The sequence below is a fragment of the Embleya sp. NPDC059213 genome (assembly GCF_042754445.1).
Classification (GTDB): domain Bacteria; phylum Actinomycetota; class Actinomycetes; order Streptomycetales; family Streptomycetaceae; genus Embleya.
Genome location: NZ_JBHZAV010000006.1, coordinates 78574 through 101109, shown reverse-complemented (window position 1 = coordinate 101109; position 22536 = coordinate 78574). Strand labels below are relative to the sequence as shown.

Genomic DNA, 22536 nt, shown 5'->3' with positions numbered 1-22536 from the left:
ACCGCGCGGATCAGGACAACCACTCCGCGACGGACAGCAGGTCCTCGCCCGCCGGATCCTCCACCGACACGCACCACAGGCCGAGCGCCAGCGCCTGCACCAACGCCCAACCACGCACCCGCTCGGCGTCCAGGTCCAACGCGTTCGCCAGCCAGGTCACCCGCCGCCGCACCAGCGCCTGCGGACGCGGCTCGGCGACCACCGTGGCCATCCGGTCCCGGACCAGCGCGCCCAGGTCGAAGGCCCGTTCGCCGAGCATCGGGCGCGGGTCGATGGCCAGCCACTTCGTCCGCTCGGCGGCCAGCACGTTGCCGTGGTGGAAGTCGGTGTGCAGGACCACCACCTCCGGCTGCGACGCGGCCAACTCGCGGCACAGCGACACCGCCTCGTCGACCAGTGCCCGGGGACACGGGCCGGCCAGGTCCGCGTAGCGGCGCGGGATCGATTCGCCCCAGTGCTCGGCCCGATCCGCGACCGGTTCGATCGCGCAGTCCGCGGGCGGGGTCACCCACAACCTGCGCACCACCTCGGCGGCCTCCAGCATCGCCCGGTCCTCGGCCAGGGAGCGCAGCGACACGTCCGGCTGGAGTCGCTCCAGCAACAGCGCGCCGCGCTCGGGATCCGCGTCGAGCAGGCGAACCGCCCCGACGCCGTTCCACAACGCGAGCGCGCTCGCCTCGTGCGCGGTGTAGCGGTCGATCAGGCCGAGCTTGAGGGTGGCCGGCGTGTCGTCCGCGCGCCGGACGAGGAAGGTCAGGCTGAGTGCGCCGCCGGGAATGATCGCCCGTTCCACGGTCAGTTCCCAGCGCCGCGCGTATTCGGCGACCGCCTCCGGCAGCCCCGCCAGCCAGGGGCGGGCCACCTCCTCGCCGCACCAGCGCAGCGCGGTCCGGGTCAACCGCTCCGGGACCTCGACCGGATCGTTCACGTGCGGCTCCCGGCCGCCGGTGCCGCCGGGTCGCTCGGCGCGGGCAACCCCGGGAACGCGGTGCTCGCGCCCCGCCACCGCACCGCCCACACGGCGCTCTCGCGCAACCAGCCCGCCGCCTCGTTGCGCAACGGCGCCCCGCTCGCGGCCACCAACTCGCCCAGATGCAGGGCGACCGCGTCCTCCAGGTGGATCGCGAGCCGGGTCGCGTCGGCGGGCGTGGCCACCGTGAACGGGATCGTGTACGCGGCCGCCGCCGGTTGCGCGACCGCGCCCCGATCGCCGATCAGCCGCGCGATGGTGTCCCGGCGGGCCCGGTGCGCGTCCAGCGCGCTGCGGGCCTGGGTGCGCTCGGTACCGGTCAATCGGCCGCCGGCCACGCCGTAGCCGTAGACGGCCGCGTGCTCCGCGTCCAGCGCGTCGCGCAGCGCCTTGACCTCGGGGGTGGCGGACCCGGACGGGGTCGGCCGCGGCGTGCTCACGATGTGCTCCGAAGCAATTGGGCGTGTCCGGCCAGGCACGCGGCGGTGGCGGCCAGGGTGCGGGCCAGTTCGGGGGAGACCGCGTCCAGTCCGCTCAGCCGCTCGTCGGACGCCTGCCGGGCCCAGTCGGCGATCGCGGTGCCCGCCGCGGCGGCGTCCTCCGGCGCGTTGCCGGCGGGCGGCGCGGAGTGCGCCGCGCCCTTCGCGAAGACGGTCAGGTGCTGGCGCAGCTCGACCGAAAGCGGCCGGATGTGTTCGGCCAGCGTGGCGTGTCGCGCGGCGACCGCGTCGTAGCGCGCGAGCAGTGCCCCGGTCGCCGCGTGGGCCCGCTGCCGCGCCGCGTCGTCCGCCTTGCGTCGTCCCTGGCCCGAACCCCCGCCGCCGTCGTCGCAACCCACGACGCCGGCGGCGATCGTCGCTGCGGCCACGGCGCCCAGGACGGCCCGTCGCGTCGGCCCCGCGTCGCGCATGCGTCCCGCTCCTGACCCTCGTCCGTGATGTCCGTTGCCGGCCTCCGGCCGTGTCGGACGCTATCGCATCCGCGGTCGTGCGGACCCCGGTGGACATCCGGCGTACGCCGGGCGGACGTGCGCGAGATGGGCTCCGGACCGGATACTGTTGTCCTTCCACGACCCGCCCCGGCGGTCGACGCACCTGAGACAACAGCACACGCAGCCGAGGAGTCACCCGGATGAGCACCACCACGTTGGACCGGCTGCGGGAGTTGCTGGAGCCGGTGGTATCGACGGTGGGCGTGGATCTGGAGGATCTCTCCCTCACCCCCGCCGGCAAGCGCCGGGTGCTGCGCGTGATGGTCGCCGCCGACGGCGGCGTGGATCTGGACAAGGTCGCCGAGGTCAGCCGGGCCGTCTCGGACGTGCTGGACCCGAGCGACGTACTGGGCAGCCTGCCCTATCAGTTGGAAGTCACCACCCCGGGCGTGGACCGTCCGCTGACGCTGGAGCGCCACTGGCGCCGCGCGGCGGATCGGCTGGTCCAGGTCCAGTTGCACGACGGCGACGCCGTGACCGGCCGGATCGGGGCGAGCGACGCCGAGGGCGTGGATCTGGACGTCGAGGGCAAACCGCGCCGGCTGGGCTACGCCGAGATCGCCAAGGCGGTCGTGCAGGTCGAGTTCAACCGCAAGAGCGCGGACCCGGCGGTCGACGCCGAGGACGACGAGGTCGAGGACATCGACCCCGACAACGACGACACCAAGGACGAGGAGGCGTAGGACGTGGACATCGACATGAGCGCCCTGCGCGGGCTTGAGCGCGAAAAAGAGATCAAGTTCGACCTCCTGGTCGAGGCCATCGAATCGGCCCTGTTGATCGCCTACCACCGCACCGAGGGCAGCCTGCCCAAGGCGCGGGTGGAACTGGACCGCTCCACCGGTCACGTCACCGTGTGGGCGACCGAGACCGACGAGGCCGGGCAGCGCGTTCGCGAGTTCGACGACACCCCGGACGACTTCGGCCGGATCGCGGCGACCACCGCCAAGCAGGTGATCCTGCAGCGGCTGCGCGACGCCGAGGAGGAGATCACGTTCGGCGAGTTCGCCGGCCGTGAGGGCGAGATCGTCGCGGGCGTGGTCCAGCAGGGCAAGGACAACCGCAACGTCCTGGTGGACCTGGGTCGCATCGAGGCGATCCTGCCGCCCCAGGAGCAGGTACCGGGCGAGCGGTACGCGCACGGCATGCGCCTGCGTTGCTATGTCGTACAGGTGCGGCGTGGGCCCAAGGGGCCGTCCATCACGCTCTCGCGCACCCACCCCAACCTGGTGCGGAAGTTGTTCGCGCTGGAGGTCCCGGAGATCGCCGACGGCAGCGTCGAGATCGCCGCGATCGCCCGCGAGGCCGGCCACCGCTCCAAGATCGCCGTCTACTCCACGCGGGCCGGGCTCAACCCCAAGGGCGCGTGCATCGGGCCGATGGGGGCACGCGTGCGTGCCGTCATGGCCGAGTTGAACGGCGAGAAGATCGACATCGTCGACTGGTCGGACGACCCCGCGCGGATGGTGGCCAACGCGCTGTCGCCGGCGCGGGTGAGCAAGGTGGAGATCGTCGATCTCGCCGCGCGTTCCGCCCGGGTGACGGTGCCCGACTACCAGCTCTCGCTGGCGATCGGCAAGGAGGGGCAGAATGCCCGACTTGCCGCGCGATTGACCGGATGGCGCATCGACATCCGGCCGGACACCGAGACCGGTGATTCGGACGACCGGGGACGGTCGGCCGAACCAGGTCGCGGTGAGGAGCGGTAGACTTGAACATGTCTGGTCGCAGGCGTGGCCGAGCATGCCCTCGTACACGGTCGGAAAAGCAGGAAATCACTGCCTTTCCGGTCCGGACATGCGTAGGTTGTCGGCAGCGTGCGGCCAAGGCCGACCTATTGCGGGTCGTGGCGGTGGAGGGCAGTTGTGTCCCCGACCCCCGCGGCCGAAAGCCCGGGCGGGGCGCGCATCTGCATCCCGACCCGGAGTGCCTGGCCCAGGCGGAACGTCGCAAGGCGTTCGTTCGGGCTTTGCGCGTGCCGGGGCCGCTGGACTCGGCACCACTGCGTGCTTTTTTGAGCGGTGATGGGTTGTCAGAGGTCGGTCGGACAGGTCCAGCGAAGCAGTACCTCGCGAGTCGGAAGTAGGTCGAGATTGCGATGAGCACTCGATGAGTACGCGATGAGTACAGACATGCGGTAGTGACGGTCCGGCGGACGACCAACCCCGGACCAGAAGGAGCGACGTGGCAAAGGTCCGGGTATACGAACTCGCCAAGGAGTTCGGAGTCGAGAGCAAGGTCGTCATGGCCAAGCTCCAAGAACTCGGTGAGTTCGTTCGTTCGGCGTCCTCGACGATCGAGGCGCCGGTTGTTCGCAAACTGACGGAAGCACTCAAGACGGAAGGCGGGCCCTCCCGCCGGCCCCAGCGTCCCGCCCCCTCGGGCGCGCCGCAGGGTGCCACCCCAGGTTCAGCGCAGGGCGCCGCGCGTCCTGCCCCCGCTCCGGGCCCGCGCCCGGCGGGTGCGCCGACTCCGGGCCCGCGCCCGGCGCCGCGCCCGGCCCCCCAGGGCAGCACCGCCCCGCCCGTGGTGCCGGCTGCCCCGGCCGCCGAGGCGGCTCCGGCCGCCCCGCGTCAGGCGGAGCGTCCCGCGGCCCAGTCGGGTCCGCGTCCGGCCGGTGCGCCGGCTCCGGGCCCGCGCCCGGCAGCGCGTCCCGCCGAGCGTGGTCCGGCCGAGCGTGGCCAGAGCGACCGCGGTCCGGCCGAGCGCGGTCCGCGTTCGGACCGTCCGGCGGCGGCCTCCTCGGGTCCCGGTGCGGGCAACCGTCCGGGCCCGCGTCCGGCCGGTGCCGGCCAGGGCGGCCCCGGTGGCCGTCCCGAGCGCGGCGATCGTCCCGAGCGTGGCGAGCGTCCCTCCGGTCCGCGTACCGGTGGCGCTCCGTCCGCCGGTGGCGCGCGTCCGTCGGGTCCCGGTCAGGGTGGTGCACCCCGTCCGGGTGGCACCCGTCCCGCCGGCCCGCGTCCGGGCAACAACCCCTTCACCTCGGGCAGCACCGGCATGCCGCGGCCGCAGGCCGCCGGCGGCGCCGGTCGACCCACCCCCGGTGGCATGCCGCCGCGTCCGCAGGGTCCTGCGGCCGGTGGCCCGCGTCCGGGTGGTTCGGGTGGTCCCGCGGGTCCCCGTCCCGGTGGTAGCGCAGGCCCCGGCGGCCCGCGTCCCAACCCGGGCATGATGCCCAACCGTCCGGCGCCCGCTCGTGGCCCGGGTGGTCCCGGTCGTCCCGGCGGTGCGCCCGGTCGTCCCGGCGGTCCCGGTGGCGGCGGCGGTCGTCCGGCGGGTGCCGGCGGCGGTGGCGGTCGTCCCGGCGGCGGCGGTGGCGGCTTCGGCGGTCCCCGTCCCGGTGGTGGCGGCGGCGCTCCGGGTCGTCCCGGTGGCGGCGGCGGCTTCGCCGGTCGTCCCGGCGGCGGCGGTCGTGGTGGCCCCGGTGGTCGCGGCGGCACGCAGGGTGCGTTCGGTCGTCCCGGTGGGCGTCCGGGCCGCGCGCGCAAGTCGAAGCGTCAGCGTCGTCAAGAGTTCGACAACATGCAGGCTCCGTCCGCCGGTGGCGTGATGGCTCCTCGCGGCAACGGACGCGTCGTCCGGATGTCGCGCGGTGCCTCGCTCACCGACTTCGCGGAGAAGATCAACGCGAACCCCGCGGCACTGGTCCAGATCATGTTCAACCTGGGCTCGCTGCTGACCGCGACGCAGTCGGTGAGCGACGACGAGCTGCAGACCCTCGGGGCCGAGCTCGACTTCGTGATCCAGATCGTCTCCCCGGAGGAGGAGGACCGCGAGCTGCTCGAGTCCTTCGACCTCGAATGGGGCGAGGACGAGGGCGACGAGGAAGACCTCGAGGCCCGTCCGCCGGTGGTCACCGTCATGGGTCACGTCGACCACGGCAAGACCCGCCTGCTCGACGCGATCCGCAAGACGAACGTGATCGCGGGCGAGGCCGGTGGCATCACCCAGCACATCGGTGCCTACCAGGTCGCGACCACGGTCAACGAGGTCGACCGCAAGATCACCCTGATCGACACCCCCGGTCACGAGGCGTTCACCGCCATGCGTGCCCGCGGTGCCAAGTCGACGGACATCGCGATCCTCGTGGTCGCGGCGGACGACGGCGTGAAGCCGCAGACGATCGAGGCGCTCAACCACGCGCAGGCGGCCGGCGTGCCGATCGTCGTCGCGGTCAACAAGATCGACAAGGAAGGCGCGGACCCGACCAAGGTTCGTGGCCAGCTCACCGAATACGGGCTCGTGGCCGAGGAGTACGGCGGCGACACGATGTTCGTCGACATCTCGGCGAAGCAGGGCCTGGGCATCGACGAGCTGCTGGAAGCGGTCGTGCTGACCGCGGACGCGGCTCTCGAGCTCACCGCGAACCCGCACCAGGAAGCCCAGGGCATCGCGATCGAGGGTCACCTCGACAAGGGCCGCGGCCCCGTCGCGACCGTCCTGGTCCAGCGCGGCACGCTGCACATCGGCGACGCGATCGTGGTCGGCGAGGCGTACGGCCGGGTCCGCGCGATGATCGACGAGAACGGCAACAACCTCACCGAGGCCACGCCGTCCCGTCCGGTCATGGTGCTGGGTCTGACCTCGGTGCCGGGTGCCGGTGACAACTTCCTCGTGGTCGAGGAAGAGCGCACCGCGCGTCAGATCGCCGAGAAGCGGGCGGCCCGGGAGCGCAACGCGACCCTGGCCCGCCGTTCGAAGCGCGTCTCGCTGGAGGACCTGGACAAGGCCCTCAAGGCCGGCGAGATGCAGCAGCTCAACCTCATCCTCAAGGGTGACGGCTCCGGTTCGGTGGAGGCGTTGGAAGACGCGCTGCTCAACCTGGATGTCGGCGAAGAGGTCGAGCTGCGGATCATCGACCGCGGCGTCGGTGCGATCACCGAGTCCAACGTCAACCTGGCGATGGCCTCGGACGCGATCATCATCGGCTTCAACGTCCGGCCGGAGGGCCGGGCGCGGACGATGGCGGACCGCGAGGGCGTCGACATTCGCTTCTACTCGGTGATCTACCAGGCCATCGAGGAGATCGAAGCCGCGCTCAAGGGCATGCTCAAGCCCGAGTACGAAGAGGTCCAGCTCGGCACGGCGCAGATCCGCGCGGTGTTCCGCTCCTCCAAGCTCGGCAACATCGCGGGCTGCATGGTCACCGGCGGGACGATCAAGCGCAACACCAAGGCGCGGATCATCCGGCAGGGGGCCGTCGTCGCCGACAACCTCAACGTCGAGGGCCTGCGCCGCGAGAAGGACGACGTCACCGAGGTCCGCGAGGGCTTCGAGTGCGGTATCAACCTCGGTTCGTTCAACGACATCAAGGTCGAGGACACCATCGAGACGTTCGAGATGCGGGAGAAGCCGCGAGGCTGACCCGGTAGGTCGAACCGATCGAACCGCTGATCGATGCGACGGATCCGCCCGGTACCCACCGGGCGGATCCGGCGTGTCGCAGGATGAGCGGTGGCACACCGGCAGTACGTGGGCCGGCGATACGAGTGATCAGCGTGACCAGTGGTATCCCGGGCCGCGACGTGTGTGCCCGGTTCTTTCGTCGGTGGCCTCAGCGGCCCCGACCCGAGGCCTCCCGGGCCGGCCAGGCCCGTCGCCTATGTTTGTGGGAACCATCAGCCTCGATGTGCTGTTCGGCGATGTGCACTCGTTGAAGGAAAAACGATCTTTGATCCGCCCCATCCTGGCGGACCTTCAGCGCAAGAATGCCGTTGCCGCCGCCGAGGTGGAGCATCAGGATTTGCATCGGCGCAGCGTGATCGGCATCGCGGTGGTCTCCGCGAGCGTCGAGCGATGCGCCGAGGTGTTGGACAACTGTGAACGGCTGGTCGCCGGCCGGCCCGAATTGGAACTGCTCTCCGCCCGCCGCAGGGTGTACGGGGAGGACGACTGACGATCGTCGGACCGCCGTCGAACGAGCGGTCGGGCGGGCAGTCGAACGGAACAAGCAACGAGAGCGGCCTCGCGTCCGGTGATCCCGGGCGCGGGGATCCCGCCGAAATGCCGAGCAATCGCAGGAGGATCAGTGGCCGACACCGCGCGGGCGCGCAAACTCGCGGACCGTATCCAGGTTGTGGTCGCGGAGACCTTGGAGCGCCGGATCAAGGACCCTCGTCTGGGGTTCGTGACGATCACCGCCGCACGAGTGACCGGTGACCTCCGTGAGGCGACCGTGTTCTACACGGTCTACGGCGACGAGACCGAACGGGCGGCGACCGCCGCCGCGCTGGAGAGCGCCAAGGGCGTGCTCCGCAGCGAGGTGGGCCGCCAGACCGGCGTGCGTCACACCCCGTCGTTGACGTTCATCGCCGACGCCCTTCCGGACAACGCCAAACTCATCGACGATCTCCTCGCCCGGGCACAGCAGGCCGATGCGGCGGTACGCTCAACCGCCGCAGGCGCCGGCTATGCCGGTGACGCGGACCCCTATCGGACCCCGGCCGTGGGCGACTCCGACGACGAGTCGGAGGCGGAGCCCAAGGCGGAAACACAGGAGGGCGACCGACCTTGACACCAGGCGTGGCGGCGGACCGGGAGCCCGGCCCGACCGCGGGAGGGAAGTCGCGGACCGGCGACTTCGACGCGCGGACGGTGCCGCCGACCGCGCCGGGTGCGGCCGAGTGGGACGAGGCGGTCCGCCTGCTCCTGACGGCCGGCGACATCACCCTGCTGGCACACGTCAGCCCCGACGGCGACGCGCTGGGTTCGGCGCTCGCCGTCGGGCTGGCGCTGCGCGAGTTGGGCCGCACCGTCCGGGTCTCCTACGGCGACGATCCCCTGGTGGTGCCGTCCTCGCTGGAGTTCCTGCCCGGTCAGGACCTGCTCGTGGCGCACACCGAGGTGCCCGAGGAACCGGAGCTGGTCGCCGTCTTCGACGCGGCGGGCTCGGCGCGGCTGGGCCTGCTGGAGGCCAAGGCCAAGGCGGCCGGCACGCTTTTGGTGGTCGACCACCACGCCTCCAACACCCGCTTCGGCACGCATCACCTGATCGACGTCGAGGCGCCCGCGACCGCGGTGCTCGCCGACGAGCTGATCACCCGGCTCGGCGCGACGCTGACCGCCGACATCGCGACCGCGCTGTACACCGGCCTGGTCACCGACACCGGCTCGTTCAAGTACGTGGGGACCACCCCCGAGACGCACACCTTCGCGGCTCGGCTGATGGCCACCGGGATACGACACGACCTGATCCAGCGGGCCATCTGGGACACCTGCCGGTTCGGCTATCTCAAGGTGCTCGCCACCGCCCTGGCCGCCGCCCGACTGGACGCCGACGCGGCGGGCGGTCTGGGCCTGGTGTCCACCGTGATCACCCGCGCCGAACGTGCCGCGCACGGGATCCGTCTGGACGAGATCGAGGGCGTGATCGACGTGGTGCGCAAGAGCGGCGAGGCCGAGGTCGCGCTGGTGCTCAAGGAGGACGATGACGGCGCGCTGCGCGCCTCGGCGCGCTCCAAGGGCGCGGTGGACCTGGGCCGCGTCTGCGCGGCCTTCGGCGGCGGCGGGCACGCGTTCGCGGCCGGCTTCACCGCATACGACCCACCGGCCGAGGTGGTGGCCCGATTCCGGGACCTCCTGGCCGACGCACTACTGCCGGTCGCTCCGGCGCACGCAACCCCGGGAGACGACGCGTGAAGCGCCGCAACGCAGGACCCCCGCCGCCCGACGGTCTGGTGATCGTGGACAAGCCGGCCGGACTCACCTCGCACGACGTGGTGGGCCGGCTGCGCCGGATCGCCGGTACCCGCCGGGTGGGCCACGCGGGCACGCTGGACCCGATGGCCACCGGCGTGTTGGTGATCGGCATCGAGAAGGCCACCCGCCTGCTCGGCCACCTCGCGCTCACCGAGAAGGAGTACACCGGCACCATCCGGCTCGGGCAGAACACGGTCACCGACGACGCCGAGGGCGAGGTCACCTCGACCACCTCGGCCGCGCACGTGGACGACGCCTCGATCGCGGCGGGCGTGGCCGAGCTGACCGGCCCGATCCTGCAGGTGCCCTCGAAGGTGTCGGCGATCAAGATCGACGGCAAACGTTCGTACTCGCGGGTGCGCGACGGCGAGGAGTTCGAACTCGCCGCCCGCCCGGTCACGGTGTCCGCGTTCGAGGTGCTCGCCACCCGGCGCGAGGGCGAGACGCTCGACCTGGATGTGCGGGTGACCTGCTCGTCCGGCACCTACATCCGGGCGCTGGCCCGCGACCTGGGCGCCGGGCTCGGGGTCGGCGGCCATCTGACCGCACTGCGCCGCACCCGGGTGGGGCCGTACTCGATCGATCGGGCGCACACGTTGGCGGAGCTGGAGGAGTCCTTCGGCGTGCTGCCGATCGCCGACGCGGCCACGGCGGCCTTTCCGCGCCGCGAGGTGACCGAGGACCAGGCGCGCGCCGTCTCGCACGGCGGCCGGCTGCCGGCCGACGACCGGGAGGGGCCGGTGGGTGTGTTCGGCCCCGACGGCACCTTCCTCGCGCTGGTGGAGAACCGGGAGGGCGTGGCCCGACCGCTCGCGGTGTTCGTGGGCTGAGACGTTCGCGGCCGAGGCCGGGCACGGCACCGCCGGGCCCGGGGTGACGGTCGCCACGGCGGGGGTGGGACCGAGCGACGGCGCCTGCGTGGGAAGCTGGACCCGCGACACGTCACGAAGAACGAGGAGCGGTTACGGTGCAGCGTTGGCGGGGCTTGGAGGACGTCCCCAGCGATTGGGGACGCTCCGTCGTCACGATCGGGTCCTATGACGGTGTGCATCGCGGACACCAACGGACGATCGGCCGGGCGGTCGCGATCGGTCGCGAGCGCGGGCTGCCGGTGGTCGTGGTCATGTTCGACCCGCACCCCAGCGAGGTGGTCCGACCGGGCAGTCACCCCCCGCTGCTCACGCCGCACCACCGGCGCGCGCAGCTCATGGCGGACCTGGGTGTGGACGCGGTGCTGGTGCTCCCGTTCACGCTCGAATTCTCTCGGCAGAGCGCGGTCGACTTCGTGCGGCAGGTCCTGCTGGACACGCTGCACGCGGCCGTCGTGGTCGAGGGGCGCAATTTCCGATTCGGCCACAAGGCGACGGGCAACGTCGCGCTCTTGGAGGAGTTGGGCGTGGCGAACGACTTCACCGTCGTCGAGCCGGAGCTGTTCGTCTCCGGCGAGGTGACCTTCTCGTCCACCGTGGTCCGGGCCCGGGTCGCCGAGGGCGACGTCGCGGGTGCGGCCGAGCTGCTCGGTCGCCCGCATCGGGTCGAGGGCGTGGTGGTGCGCGGCGATCAGCGCGGCCGCGAACTCGGCTACCCGACGGCCAACCTGGAGGTGCTCCCGTACACGGCGATCCCGGCCGACGGGGTGTACGCGGGCTGGCTGGTGATCGAGGGCGAGCGCTTGCCCGCGGCGATCTCGATCGGTACCAACCCGACCTTCGACGGCACCGAGCGGCGGGTCGAGGCGTACGCGCTGGACCGGACCGACCTCGACCTGTACGGGATGCACGTCGCGGTGGACTTCCTGGAGTACCTGCGCGGGACCGAGCGCTTCGACTCGATCGACGACCTGCTGGAACACATGGCCCGCGACGTCAAGCGCGCGCGTGAGCTGATCGACGCGGCGGACCTGGGCCCGACGGGCTGAACCGGCGCCGCGCGGCCCGGTCGCCGCGCCGCCTTCGCTTCGCGACGGATGTGCCAAGGGCCGCCCCGGAATCTCCGGGGCGGCCCTTCGGCGTGTCAGCCCTGTCGCGGTGGTTGCCAGTCGCCGGGCGGGGGCTGCTGGTAGTACGGCTGCTGGGGCTGCGGTTGTTGTGGGTGGGGCTGTTGGTGGGGGTGCTGTTGTGGCTGGTGCTGCGGCTGCTGCTGCTGGGGGTACGGCTGCTGTTGCGGGTATGGCTGGGCCTGCTGCGGTTGGCCGTAGTAGGGCTGTTGTTGCGGTGGTTGCTGCTGTGGTTGCTGGTACTGGGGCTGCCACTGCTGCTGGTCGGCCGGCGGCTGGGTGCGGTGGAAGTCCTCGGCGACCAGCGCGGCCAGCTCGAAGTACGCCTCGCGGGTCTTGGGCCGCATCATGTCCAGGTCCAACTCCGCGCCCGCCGACAGGTGTTCGTCGAACGGGACGACCACGACCGCACGGCAGCGGGTCTCGAAGTGGGCCACGATGTCCTCGGTCTTGACCATCTTGCCGGTCTCGCGGACACCCGAGATCACCGTGATGCTGTTCGCGACCAGGTCGGCGTAGCCGTGCGCGACCAGCCAGTCGAGCGTGGTGCTGGCGCTGGTCGCGCCGTCCACGCTGGGCGTGCTGATCACGATCAACTGGTGGGCCAGGTCGAGCACACCGCGCATCGCGCTGTAGAGCAGTCCGGTGCCCGAGTCGGTCAGGATGATCGGGTACTGCTTGCCCAGCAGATCGATCACCGAGCGGTAGTCCTCGTCGTTGAACGTCGTCGACACCGCCGGGTCCACGTCGTTGGCCAGGATCTCCAGGCCGCTGGAGGACTGTGAGGTGAACCGCCGGATGTCCATGTAACTGTGCACGTGGGCCATCGAGTTGACCAGGTCGCGGATGGTCGCGCCGGTCTCCCGGCGGACCCGGCGACCGAGCGTGCCGGCGTCCGGGTTGGCGTCGATCGCGATCACCCGGTCCTGCCGCTCGGTGGCCAGCGTCGAGCCGAGCGCGGTGGTCGTCGTGGTCTTGCCCACGCCGCCCTTGAGGCTGATCACCGCGATCCGGTAGCAGCCCAGGACGGGCGTGCGGATCCGCTCCAGGCGTTCGGCCCGGCGCGCGTCGGCGGACTTGCCGCCGAGCCGGAAGCGCGGGGTCTGCCGGCGCGGTTGCGGTTGCTTGCGCAGCAGTCGGTCGCTGGTCAGCTCGACGGCGGCGGTGTAGCCGAGCGGCGCGCCGCCGACGGTTCGGGCGGGGGCGCCGCCGCCGTCGGGGGACCAGGACTGCGGTTGTTGGCTGCCCTGGGGCGGGGTGCCCGGGGCGTACGGCTGCGCGGGGTCGTACGGGTTGGGCTGCTCGGGGGCGCGCTCGGCCGGTGTGGGCGGCCCGGGCTGCCGGGTCTGGTGTTGCGGGGGCTGGTGTTGCGGGGCTCCCGGCTGCGGGGCCTGGGCCTGGTGGGGCGGGGCCGGTTGCGCGTGCGGGCCGGGGGCGCCGTGTGGGGGCGTGCCCGGCTGGTACGGCGACTGCGGGTCGGGGCCGGCGGGCGGTTGGCCGTACGGGTTGTGCTGCGGGGCCGGTGCGCCCTGCGGCGGGGTGCCCTGGGCGTACTGCTCGGGGCGGCCGTAGGGGGCGCCCTGGGCGTGCGGCGGTTCCTGGCCCTGGGGGCCGGGTCGGCCGTACGGCGCCTGGCCCGGGCGGCCGTCGGCGGGCGGGGCCTGGGCGTACGGGTGGTGCGCCTGGTTGGGGTCGGGCTGCGGGTAGGGCGCGGGGGCCTGCGGGCCGGGGGCGCCGTGCGGCGGGGTGCCCGGCCGGTACGGGTCCGGGGCCTGCTGGTACGGGCCGGGCGCCTGGGCGTACGGCGGTTGGCCGCCCTGCTGCTCGGGCGGGCCGGCGGGGGCGTTGTTGCCGCCGAACGCGCGCCGCATCCACGAGCGTTCGTCCTGCGGGGGCGGCGCGGGCGACTGCTGCTGCGGAGGCGCGAGCGGCTCGCCGCTGGGCGGCGGCAGTGGTGCTCCGGCCGGCGGCGGGGCGCCGGTGCCCCAGGCCTCGCCGTGCGCGGGGGCCGTGCCGGACCAGCCCGGGGGCGGCATGGGCGAGCCCTGCGGCGGGGTCGTCGGGCGCGGCGGGGCGCCGGTCGGCATGGGGTATTGGCCGGGGCCGGGGGGCGGCGCCTGCTGCGGGACGCCGGGCGGCGGGGCCATGTCGTCGGTGATCGGCGCCATCAGCCGAGTGGCCGGGTCGGGCAGCGGGGCGCCCTGGGCCTGGCCGGGGTAGGGCTGCCGTTGCTGCCGGTCCGGGCCCGGGGGTGGGCCGCCCTGGTACGGCGGTTGGTCGGTCTGCGGCGGCGCGGGCTGCTGTCCGTACGGCGGTTGGCCGACGGGGGGCGGCGGTTGCCGGTCCGCGGGGGCCTGGCCCGGAGGCGGGTACGGCCGGTCGTCGGCCGGCTGCGGGGCGGCGGCCGAGGGGGCCTGCGCGGCGGGCTGCGGCTCGGCGGTGCGGATCTCGGGCGGGCCGGACGGGTCGCCGGTCGGGTGGTGGGTGGGGTCGTACGGCACGGGCGTCGGTGGTGCGTCGGCGGCCGGCGCGTACTGGTCGTACCCCGGCGGCTCGGGGGCGGGCCGCTGCTGTGGCGCGGGGCCGCCGGCCGCCTCGACGGGCGGGGTACCGGGTGCCTCGGGGGCCGGTCCGGCGGCGGACAGGCCGGGGATCGGGGTGCCGCCGGCGGGGGTGGTGGGCACGTCGTGCGGGTCGAACGGCGCGTCCTGGGGCGCGTCGGCCCGGTCGGTGGGCGCGGCGGGCTCGGAGTCGGGCCCGGGGCCGGCGTCGTGCGGCGGCTGCTCGGCGGGCGCGGCGTCGTGCGGCCGGGAGGCGGGCGGGGTCTGCTCGGCCTGCTCGGCGTGATCCGGGCCGCGGTGGTGCGACTCGGCGGTCGGCGCGGTCGGTTCGCCGACCTCGCGTGGATCGGCGGCGGGGCGACCCTGGTCGAACGAGGGCGGCACGACCATGGTCGGCTCGCCCGGGGTGAAGGGCGGCTCGGCGTCCGTCCCCCGGTTCGGCTCGAACGAGGGCGGCACGACCATCGTCGGCTCGCCCGGCGTGAACGGCGGCGGACCGGCCGGGTCGTCGGTGGGGCGGCCCTGATTGACGGAAGGCGGCGCGACCACGGTCGGCTCGCCGGGGGTGAACGCCGGGTCCGCGGCGGTCGGCGGGCCGGCGGGGGGCTGTTCGGCCGACGGCGTGCCGTACGGCAGCGGCGCCGAGGGCTCGGGCGGGGTGAACTGCGGCGGCACCACGGTGGTCGGGTCACCCGGGGGCGGGCCGAATCCGTTCGGCGCGCCGTCGGGCGCGGTACCCGGCTGCCCGGGGTTGTACGGAGACTGGGCGTCGCCCGGGCGCGATGCGGCGTGATCGACCCCGTAGGGCTCGGCCGCGGGTCGGTGCGTCGCGGGCGGCTCGGCCGGCGGCGTGCCGTAACCGGGCGGGGCCTGCGCCGGGCGGGCCGGCGGCACCGACGCCCGGCCGGGCTCTCCCGGGCCGGAGCCGTACGGACCCGGGGCGGCGCCGGTCGGCCCACCCGGGCCGGGCCCGGTCCCGTACGGCAGCGGTGCGGGCGGCTCGGGCGTCCGCGCGGGAGGCACCAGCGTCGCGTCGTCGCTGCCGTAGCGGGGCGCCGCCGGCACCTGGGCACCCCGCCGAGGGGGTGCGGGCGCGCCCACTCCGGACGGTGGTGGCGCGGGCGCGCCGCCGTCCTGGTGCGTGTACCACGAGGGCATGGTGAAGTCGGGTCCCGACCACTCCTCTTCCTCGTCGGTCCCCGGCTCGATGGGTGCGCCGTCCTGCTCGCTGCTCACGGTGTGGTCCTTCCGATCGTCCGGAGGCGGCTCGGCTCGGATCACACGGCGCCGCGCCGTCCGCCGTACCTCGACCGGAGTCGAGGCTGCCCCCTACACGAGTCTCACAGCGTAGTCAGCGGTGTCGGCAACCGTCGCCGGTCCGTCCGCCTGTTCGCGCGGAGCCGGTGTCGCGACCGCGCTCGGTCAGTCCATCCGCCGCGGCGGGCCGAGCAGGCCGACCTCGGCCTGAGTGGGCGTCAGCAATACGTACTTCCGGGCCTTCCTGGTACTCCACAGGGTCAGTTCGTCGGCGAGGGTGGGCAGCGCGGCCTCGTCCTCGCCGGGCAGGGACAACACCGACGAGGCGGCCTGCGCCTCGATCGGGGAGACCCGCTGGATGCCGACCAGGCCCGCGCCCACGCCGATCCGCTGCCGGGCCTGCGCCGGGTCCAGGAACGGCAGCAGGGTCAGCGTGGTCTGCCACGCCGCCGGCGCGAGCCGATTGCGCGGCGGGCGGGCGCCGCAGTCGCGGATGACCAGGACCGGGCTGCCGGCGGTGGGGCCCTGCGGGCCGAGCCGGCCCACCTGATGCACCGTCACGCACGGCTGGGCGCCGCCCGCGGCCTGGGCCATCGCGGACCACAACTGCGGACGACCGGACTCGATCGCGACCCGCGCGCCGATCGCCGCCGCCCGCAGCGCGATGATCTGCACCACGTAGGCACCGCCGACGAACGCGACGTCCAACGCCTCGGGCCGGAACAGGCCGAGCACCGCCGGATTGCGCTCGGGGTCGACCCCGATCACCACGCCGTCGTCGCCCACCGGCAGACCCAGGGCGGGCAACTGGGCGGCGGTCAGCAGGTGCCGTTCGTGCCGGGGCCCGACCAGTCGGGCCAGGCCCTTGCGCCGCGAGGGCGGCGGCACGGGAGTGCCCGAACCGGGGGTCGGGTTCGGCGTGGGGGCGGGCGGCGGGTTCGGGTTGCGGTTGTTGCCACGCCCGTTCGGGGCCCGGCGTCGGCCCCGGCCGGTGTTGGTGGTGCTCACTGGTCGATCCTCCCCGTACGTAGGCACCTGTGCCGGTTCGTCACGACAGGCCACCGAGCGGCAGGGTGGCCAGCAGGGCCGGTTGCTGCTCCCAGTCGAGTCGGGTCAGGCCGATCTTCTCGGCTCGGGCCCGGCGTTCCAACTGCCTTGTCACGTCCGCGAGTTCGCTGCCCGAGCGGGCGGCGATCCGGACGTGTGTGGTGAGCGCGGTGGTGCCGCCCACGCCGTGCGTGGCGGTCAACGCGAAGGTGGTGGCGATCGCCGGTGTCGCGGTCAGCGCGCCCACCAGGTCGGAGGTGCGGCCCTGGGTCAGTTGCGGCCAGCGGTTGGCCCAGTAGGTGGTGTGCCACCGGTCGTCGCAGCGCCAGGCCCGCTTGGACTCGGTGGTGCGCCGGCCGCCGCGCCCGTACTGGCGGGTGGTGCGGTTCACGCTGCACGAGGTGGCCAGCGCCTGGATCAGCTCGGCTTCCTCCAGGGCACGGGCGTCGAAGCCCGCACCGGTCAGGTTGCCGGCGAGTTGGTTGACCGCGCGCAGCAACGCCCGCTGGGCCCCCTCCTCGCCGCCACCGCGGGCGGCGACCGCTCCGGCACACAGCTCGGGCTCGAAGCGCAGCGCGATCCAGGTCAGCCGCAGCGCCGGCACGTCGTGCAGCCCCTGCTCGACGAGTTGGCGATACGACCGGGTGGCCAGCGCCTCCTCGGGCAGGTGGGTGGCCGGCGCGGGCTGGGTGTGCTGGACCACCTGGACCGAGGCCAGCGTCACGTCGTCGACGTCGAGCGTGCTCACGATCGTGGGCAGTGGCAGCGGTCGTTGCGCCCGGGTGGGGCGCAGCGGTTCGTCGCGCGAGGTGACCAACAGCACGGCGGTGAGGAAGGTGCCGTCGCCGATCAGGCCGATCGAGCGGCGGTCGCGGTCGGTGACCGAACTCGTCGCCAGCTGCGGTGCGCACTCCAGCACCGGGACCAGGACCGGATCCGCGTCGTCCGGGACGGCCGGCATCCGGTGCCGGCGGCGGAAGTCGAACACGATCGGCAACCACTGCACGAGCCAGCGCCCGCGCAGCCGCACCAGGGCGGGCGCCACGAGCAGGACCGCGAGGGCGCCCAGGCCGATCAACACCGCCGGATTGGTGGCCAGTCCGATCGCGACCAGCAGTACACCGAGTTGGATCAACACGATCTGCTGGACCAGGACGCCGCCGATCCGGCCGGCGCGCGGGTGCACGCGCAGCACGGCACGCTGCGGCGGTGGTGGTGACGTCCCGTCGGGTGTGGGTGGGCGGGTCTGCCGATGCGTCCCTACCGGCGCGGGTGCGGCCACGTTTGTAGATCCCCCATGCTCACGACTTGTCCCCGTATGCCGTCGCCCGGCTGTCACGGCGGGTGCGGCACACCGTACGGTACGGGCCCGGGGGTTTGCCCGCGACCCTGTGGCCGCGTCGGTGATAGAACCTTCAGCCGGAGCGCACGGTCGATCACGGGGAGAACGATGGCATCGCGCCGCGAGCAACTTGAGGCGTACATCTTCGCGCGCCGCCGCATGGTGGCGGCGTTCCTGCAACCGGCGCCGGGTGGTGGCACCGAGGAGAACGCGCCCAAACCGATGCGCATGGTCACGCCGAGCATCGTGGTCGCGATGCTGGTGCTGGTCGGGTTCGGGGTGGTCGGGCTGATCAAGCCCGGGACGCCGCCGGGTTGGAAGGACAAGAGCAGCCTGATCGTGGGCCGCGACTCGGCGAGCCGGTACGTCTTCCTCGACGGCAAGCTGCACCCGGTGCTCAACATCGCCTCCGGGCGACTGCTGCTCGACCCGGGCAAGTTCAAGGTCAACATGGTCCCGGAGAAGCAGCTCAACAGCGTGAGTCACGGTGCGCCGCTGGGCATTCCGAACGCGCCGGACCGGCTGCCCACGGCCAAGGAGGTCAAGGAGCGCAAGTCCTGGACCGTGTGCGAGCGGCCGGCCGTCGGCAAGGACGGCAGGCCCGACCCGGCCGGCGAGCCGCAGCGCAGCGTGTTCATCGGCGCGTCCGCGGCGGACGGGGGGCTGCGGCCGGGCGAGGCGCTGTTCGTCCAGGACCGGACCCAGCACAAGTACCTGGTCTACCAGGGCAAGCGCTACCGGGTGGACGCGCCGACGGTGATCGTCGCGCTGAACCTGATCGGGATACCCGCGCAATCGGTCGGCGACGCGTGGCTGGCGACGCTGATCGACGGCGGCACCATCGACCACCCGATGCCGGCCGACTACGGCAAGGCGACCCAACTGCCGCTGGATCGGCAGTACAACAAGGTCGGCATCGTGCTGCGCGCCGAGGGCAGTGCCCAGCGGCAGAACTACGTGGTCACCAAGGAGGGCGTGATGCCGGTCAGCGAGCTGACCGCCGTGCTGTTGACCACGAACCCCCGGGCGCGGGAGGCGTACGGGAACATCCAGCCCGTCGCGTTCCCGGTCAACATCGGCACGCTCGGCGGCGCTGTGGTGCAGGACCGCACGTTCGCCGCGGACAAGGGCTGGCCGGAGATCCCGCCGACGCCGATGAACCGGGTGGAGCGCAACGACCTGGAGTTGCCGCGCAACGTGGTGTGCAACACGTTCTCCGGCGAGTGGCGCGGCAATCAGCCGGTGACCAGCCAGTCCGCCGGGATCCGGCCGCCGGAGCAACTGGTCGACGGCATGGGCGGCGTGTGGGTCAAGCCCGGTGCGGGGGCGCTGTATCGCGAGGTGACCGGCACGCCCGACGAGGGTGGTCCGACCTACCTGGTGGCCGACTCCGGGCTGCGCTACCGGGTGCCCGAGGAGGCGCAGGCCGGCGGCGCGCCGGCCGGTTCGAACCAGGAGAGCGAAGCGAAGCAGCGCCTGGGCTACAAGGGCGTGGAAGTGCGGGCGTTGCCCCGGGCGTGGTCCGAACTGGTCTCGCGGGGCCCGCAATTGAGTACGGCCGATGCGAAGAAGCCACAGGGTTCCTGAGCCGGGGTGCGGGAGTTGGGGTAGCGTCGGGTGGGTCGTGAGTGGTGACGACTTTCGACCCCGAGACACCGGAAGGCACCAGTGCAGACCGGCGCATTGCACAAGGCCGCAGTGGTATCGACCGGGTCAAGGTTCCGTAACCATGCGTAGGGCGTCGCTTGGGTGGCGTCCCGGGTTGCGGTTAGAGTTCCCACGACGTCGCAACGGTGACGTTGGTGCGGGGGCACCCGACACGGGTGACACGAGCCTTCCCTCGCGCACGTCTGTCTCATGGGGGATGGTGAAACATGGCAGGTGAAGCGTTCAAGATCACTCCGCAGATGTTGGCGGAGTTGTCGAAGAAGGTTCAGGGCGTGGCGACCGACCTCGAAGCGGCCATCCAGGAGATGAACCGCAAGGTCGACGCGATCGAGGGTCAGTGGCAGGGCGCTGCCCGGACCCAGTTCGACCCGCTGCAGGAGCAGGCCGTGCAGAAGGCGCTCGGCGTCAAGCGCGCTCTTGATGCCATTTCCGGGGCCATGGGCCACAACGCCAACTCGTACGACCAGACCGAGACGACCGTGTCCGGCAACATCTCGAAGTTGATGTTCTGACCGAGGTTCGCCTCTCGGTCGCAGGCGGTCGTACTCGCTCTCGTACTGCTCGGGGCGATGCCCCGGTCGCAAGCCGGTCATCCGACACTGGGGAGAAAGCATGTCGCAGGTAGTTGTCACTTTTGCTGCGCTCGAACAGGCCGCAGCCGATATTCGTGCCCTCAACGCTCGTCTCGCCGACATGCAGTCGGGCCTGAAGCGGGACATCGCGCCGGTCACCGAGTCGTGGTCCGGTGACGCTCGCGAGGGTTACCTCGTGCAGCAGGCGAGCTGGGACCAGAACGCGCAGGGTCTGCAGGACGCGCTCAACGGCATCGCCGACGGCCTGATGCGTGCGGCCGACGCGTACCGCCAGACCGAGGCGTCCAACGCCAAGATGTGGCACTGACACCGGGAATTCCGGGGGCACCGGCGATCCGTCCCGGCGTGGTGGCGCTCGTTCGACAGCGCCACCGACGTGGTTTCGGTATCGGCGACAGCGGTATCGGCCCGGGGGCAGTCGCCGGGTCGGCGGCCGGTGCCATCGTTGTGACGCGGTGAGAGGAGGCGGGCCGGTGCCCGCCTCCTCCCGCGTCCGTCATCGGTCTCACGGGGGCCGGGACACCTACACGACAGACCTGGCCGGCCCGGGAGTCCGGGCCCGGCCCGGTGGTGATCCGGAAGGCGAACGAACCGATGCGACCCGTGCGGCGACGGTGGGCGGCACCTCTTCTCGCGTTTGGCCTGCTGCTGCCGGCGGGGTCGGCGGTGGTCGGTGCAGGGCCGGCGGACACCGGCCTGCTCGCGGGCAGTGATTGCCAATATCCGTCCAAGCCGATGCCCGGCAAGCCGTGGTCGCTGCAACGCGTCCTGCTCGACGAGCTGTGGCAGAAGTCCACCGGCAAGGGCGTCACGGTCGCGGTGATCGACAGCGGGATCGACGACGACAACCCGCAGTTGGGTCCGGCGATCGTGCCCGGCAAGGACTTCTTCAACGACAAGGCCAACGGCACCGACGACACCAACGGCCACGGCACGATGGCCGCGGGCATCATCGCGGCCCGCCCGGGCAGCCGACTGACCCCGGCGATCGACACCGGCTTCGTGGGTCTGGCGCCGGAGGCGATGTTGTTGCCGATCCGGCAGAACGGCGGCGACGACGCGACGAAGGGCAACGAGGACAGCCTGGCCGCGGCGATCGACTACGCGGTGGCGGGCGGCGCCACGGTGATCAACATTTCGCAGGACACCGTGGGCGGCCAGGAGCCGGGCGTCAAGCTGCGCGACGCGGTGCAGCGCGCGATCGCCAAGCAGGTGGTCGTGGTCGCCGCCGCGGGCAACTCCGGCGACAAGGACAACCTCGACTCGTGGCCGGCGAAGTATCCCGGCGTCCTGGGCGTCGGCGCCTCCGACCGCAACAACGAGCGGGCGCCGTTCTCGCAGAACAAGCCGTACGTGGGTGTGTTGGCCCCCGGCGTGGACATGTGGTCGACGGTGCCCAAGGGCGGCCACTGCCGCGGTGACGGCACCTCCTTCGCGACCCCGTACGTGGCCGCGGTCGCGGCGCTGATCCGCTCGGCACACCCGAACTACACCGCGGCCCAGGTGATCACGCTGATCGAACAGACCGCGCAGCGCGGCGCCCCGGGCCACACGGTCGGCGTCGGCTGGGGGGTGGTCGACCCGCTGCGGGCCCTCAACTCCACGGTGGTCCCCGCGTTCGCCCCGGTCCCGGACCCCCAGGTCGACCGCAGCACCGAACTCGTCAACGTCGCCCCGCTGGCCCACGGCCCCACCCGCGCCGACCGCGACCGCCGCCAAGCCTCGGTCGTCCTGTTCCTGGCCATCGGCCTCACCATCGTCGTCACCTGCACCGCCACCGTCATCCGCGACGCCCGCAGGCGTCGCGCGTCCGGCTGACGCACCACCGCACCCCGACGTAACCGTTCGGCGGCAGGTCGGTCACCGCGACGGCGCGTCGACGATTCGTCGTTTCGGCGAGGCCGGTGAGGCTTCGTCGAGGTCGCCAGAGCAGCTGGGGGAAACGTGTCAGAGGGCATACCCGATACCAACCTGAGTCGTATCGCCTTTCCCGATCAGTCGCCGAAGAGCGACCCGCCCGTGGCACCGCCCGGTTCCCGGCAGCCCGCGGCCGGCCCACCGAACCCGCCTCCGGGTGTTCCGCCGATCCAGGATCCCGGCGGCTCGTTCGACGTGCCCGGCCGGACGTATGTGGAAGCGGACGCATTGACCCGCCTGGCCGGCACGGCCGACGGTTTCCAGGGCGAGATCCTCAAGATCAACCGGGACGCCGACGCCACCGCGCAAACGGCAGCCGGCGGGTTGGAGGGTTTCACGATGCAGGCGGCGCTACGCGAGTTGGCCCACGACTGGCCTTTGCAGGCAGCCTCCGCCGCGGCTCAGTTCACCCTGGCGGCGGAAGCCCTGCGCGCCAATGCCGACCGGTACCGGCACACGGAGCACGTCAACACCAACCTGTTCGGCTCCTGAGGAG

Annotated in this window: 20 protein-coding genes; 14 read left to right on the top strand and 6 right to left on the bottom strand. The window is 72.9% G+C overall.

Features of this window, described 5'->3' with window-relative positions:
* Positions 1-10: 10 nt before the first annotated feature.
* From ACFXMF_RS04410 to ACFXMF_RS04400, 3 genes are read right to left on the bottom strand one after another with little or no spacing between them, the layout of a single operon-like run.
* Positions 11-928 carry an aminoglycoside phosphotransferase family protein gene (locus tag ACFXMF_RS04410; protein ID WP_360304739.1) on the bottom strand — a complete coding sequence of 306 codons (918 nt, stop codon included), beginning with the start codon at positions 926-928 and terminating at the stop codon, positions 11-13.
* Positions 925-1410 (bottom strand): ferritin-like domain-containing protein, encoded by a 486-nt coding sequence (locus ACFXMF_RS04405; RefSeq protein WP_360304741.1) that lies wholly within the window; start codon positions 1408-1410, stop codon positions 925-927. The genes ACFXMF_RS04410 and ACFXMF_RS04405 overlap by 4 nt, the downstream gene beginning before the upstream one ends.
* Positions 1407-1880, bottom strand: coding sequence for a hypothetical protein (locus ACFXMF_RS04400; RefSeq protein ID WP_360304743.1), 474 nt, complete (start codon positions 1878-1880; stop codon positions 1407-1409). The genes ACFXMF_RS04405 and ACFXMF_RS04400 overlap by 4 nt, the downstream gene beginning before the upstream one ends.
* Before the next feature lie 221 nt (positions 1881-2101).
* On the opposite strand from ACFXMF_RS04400, the gene rimP reads away from it, so the two are divergent.
* The 9 genes from rimP to ACFXMF_RS04355 all read left to right on the top strand — a co-directional run bounded on the left by rimP (position 2102) and on the right by ACFXMF_RS04355 (position 11577).
* Positions 2102-2644 (top strand): ribosome maturation factor RimP, encoded by a 543-nt coding sequence (rimP, locus tag ACFXMF_RS04395; protein WP_379991146.1) that lies wholly within the window; start codon positions 2102-2104, stop codon positions 2642-2644.
* Positions 2645-2647: 3 nt separating this feature from the next.
* Positions 2648-3670: a transcription termination factor NusA gene (nusA, locus tag ACFXMF_RS04390; protein WP_360304747.1), complete on the top strand. Its 1023-nt coding sequence runs from the start codon at positions 2648-2650 to the stop codon at positions 3668-3670.
* Positions 3671-3678: 8 nt separating this feature from the next.
* Complete coding sequence (locus ACFXMF_RS04385) at positions 3679-4047, top strand: YlxR family protein (RefSeq protein WP_360305451.1); 369 nt, start codon at positions 3679-3681, stop codon at positions 4045-4047.
* A gap of 98 nt (positions 4048-4145) precedes the next feature.
* Positions 4146-7325 carry a translation initiation factor IF-2 gene (infB, locus tag ACFXMF_RS04380; RefSeq protein WP_360304749.1) on the top strand — a complete coding sequence of 1060 codons (3180 nt, stop codon included), beginning with the start codon at positions 4146-4148 and terminating at the stop codon, positions 7323-7325.
* Between the two features lie 238 nt (positions 7326-7563).
* Positions 7564-7857 carry a DUF503 domain-containing protein gene (locus ACFXMF_RS04375; protein ID WP_360304751.1) on the top strand — a complete coding sequence of 98 codons (294 nt, stop codon included), beginning with the start codon at positions 7564-7566 and terminating at the stop codon, positions 7855-7857.
* 132 nt (positions 7858-7989) lie between these two features.
* The gene (rbfA, locus tag ACFXMF_RS04370) at positions 7990-8475 is read left to right on the top strand and encodes a 30S ribosome-binding factor RbfA (protein ID WP_360304753.1); all 486 of its coding nucleotides are present in this window, start codon (positions 7990-7992) and stop codon (positions 8473-8475) included.
* Positions 8472-9599: a bifunctional oligoribonuclease/PAP phosphatase NrnA gene (locus ACFXMF_RS04365; protein ID WP_379992668.1), complete on the top strand. Its 1128-nt coding sequence runs from the start codon at positions 8472-8474 to the stop codon at positions 9597-9599. The genes rbfA and ACFXMF_RS04365 overlap by 4 nt, the downstream gene beginning before the upstream one ends.
* The gene (gene truB / locus ACFXMF_RS04360) at positions 9596-10489 is read left to right on the top strand and encodes a tRNA pseudouridine(55) synthase TruB (protein WP_360304757.1); all 894 of its coding nucleotides are present in this window, start codon (positions 9596-9598) and stop codon (positions 10487-10489) included. The genes ACFXMF_RS04365 and truB overlap by 4 nt, the downstream gene beginning before the upstream one ends.
* Positions 10490-10626: 137 nt before the next feature.
* Positions 10627-11577: a bifunctional riboflavin kinase/FAD synthetase gene (locus tag ACFXMF_RS04355; RefSeq protein WP_379992669.1), complete on the top strand. Its 951-nt coding sequence runs from the start codon at positions 10627-10629 to the stop codon at positions 11575-11577.
* Between the two features lie 95 nt (positions 11578-11672).
* On the opposite strand, the gene ACFXMF_RS04350 is transcribed toward ACFXMF_RS04355, so the two are convergent.
* The 3 genes from ACFXMF_RS04350 to eccE all read right to left on the bottom strand — a co-directional run bounded on the left by ACFXMF_RS04350 (position 11673) and on the right by eccE (position 17712).
* The gene (locus ACFXMF_RS04350) at positions 11673-15452 is read right to left on the bottom strand and encodes an AAA family ATPase (RefSeq protein WP_379992118.1); all 3780 of its coding nucleotides are present in this window, start codon (positions 15450-15452) and stop codon (positions 11673-11675) included.
* Between the two features lie 186 nt (positions 15453-15638).
* Positions 15639-16481: a hypothetical protein gene (locus ACFXMF_RS04345; RefSeq protein WP_360304763.1), complete on the bottom strand. Its 843-nt coding sequence runs from the start codon at positions 16479-16481 to the stop codon at positions 15639-15641.
* Between the two features lie 40 nt (positions 16482-16521).
* The gene (gene eccE, locus ACFXMF_RS04340; RefSeq protein ID WP_379992120.1) at positions 16522-17712 is read right to left on the bottom strand and encodes a type VII secretion protein EccE; all 1191 of its coding nucleotides are present in this window, start codon (positions 17710-17712) and stop codon (positions 16522-16524) included.
* Between the two features lie 258 nt (positions 17713-17970).
* On the opposite strand from eccE, the gene eccB reads away from it, so the two are divergent.
* From eccB to ACFXMF_RS04315, 5 genes are all read left to right on the top strand, one after another.
* Positions 17971-19449, top strand: a complete 1479-nt coding sequence (eccB, locus tag ACFXMF_RS04335; protein ID WP_379992119.1) for a type VII secretion protein EccB — start codon at positions 17971-17973, stop codon at positions 19447-19449.
* 287 nt (positions 19450-19736) lie between these two features.
* Complete coding sequence (locus ACFXMF_RS04330) at positions 19737-20042, top strand: WXG100 family type VII secretion target (protein ID WP_360304769.1); 306 nt, start codon at positions 19737-19739, stop codon at positions 20040-20042.
* A 100-nt stretch (positions 20043-20142) separates the two neighbouring features.
* Positions 20143-20430: a WXG100 family type VII secretion target gene (locus ACFXMF_RS04325; protein WP_355536648.1), complete on the top strand. Its 288-nt coding sequence runs from the start codon at positions 20143-20145 to the stop codon at positions 20428-20430.
* 359 nt (positions 20431-20789) lie between these two features.
* Entirely contained in the window at positions 20790-21941 is a 1152-nt protein-coding gene (gene mycP / locus ACFXMF_RS04320; RefSeq protein ID WP_360304771.1) for a type VII secretion-associated serine protease mycosin, read from the top strand.
* Between the two features lie 201 nt (positions 21942-22142).
* Positions 22143-22532, top strand: a complete 390-nt coding sequence (locus ACFXMF_RS04315) for a hypothetical protein (protein ID WP_360304773.1) — start codon at positions 22143-22145, stop codon at positions 22530-22532.
* Positions 22533-22536 lie beyond the last annotated feature (4 nt).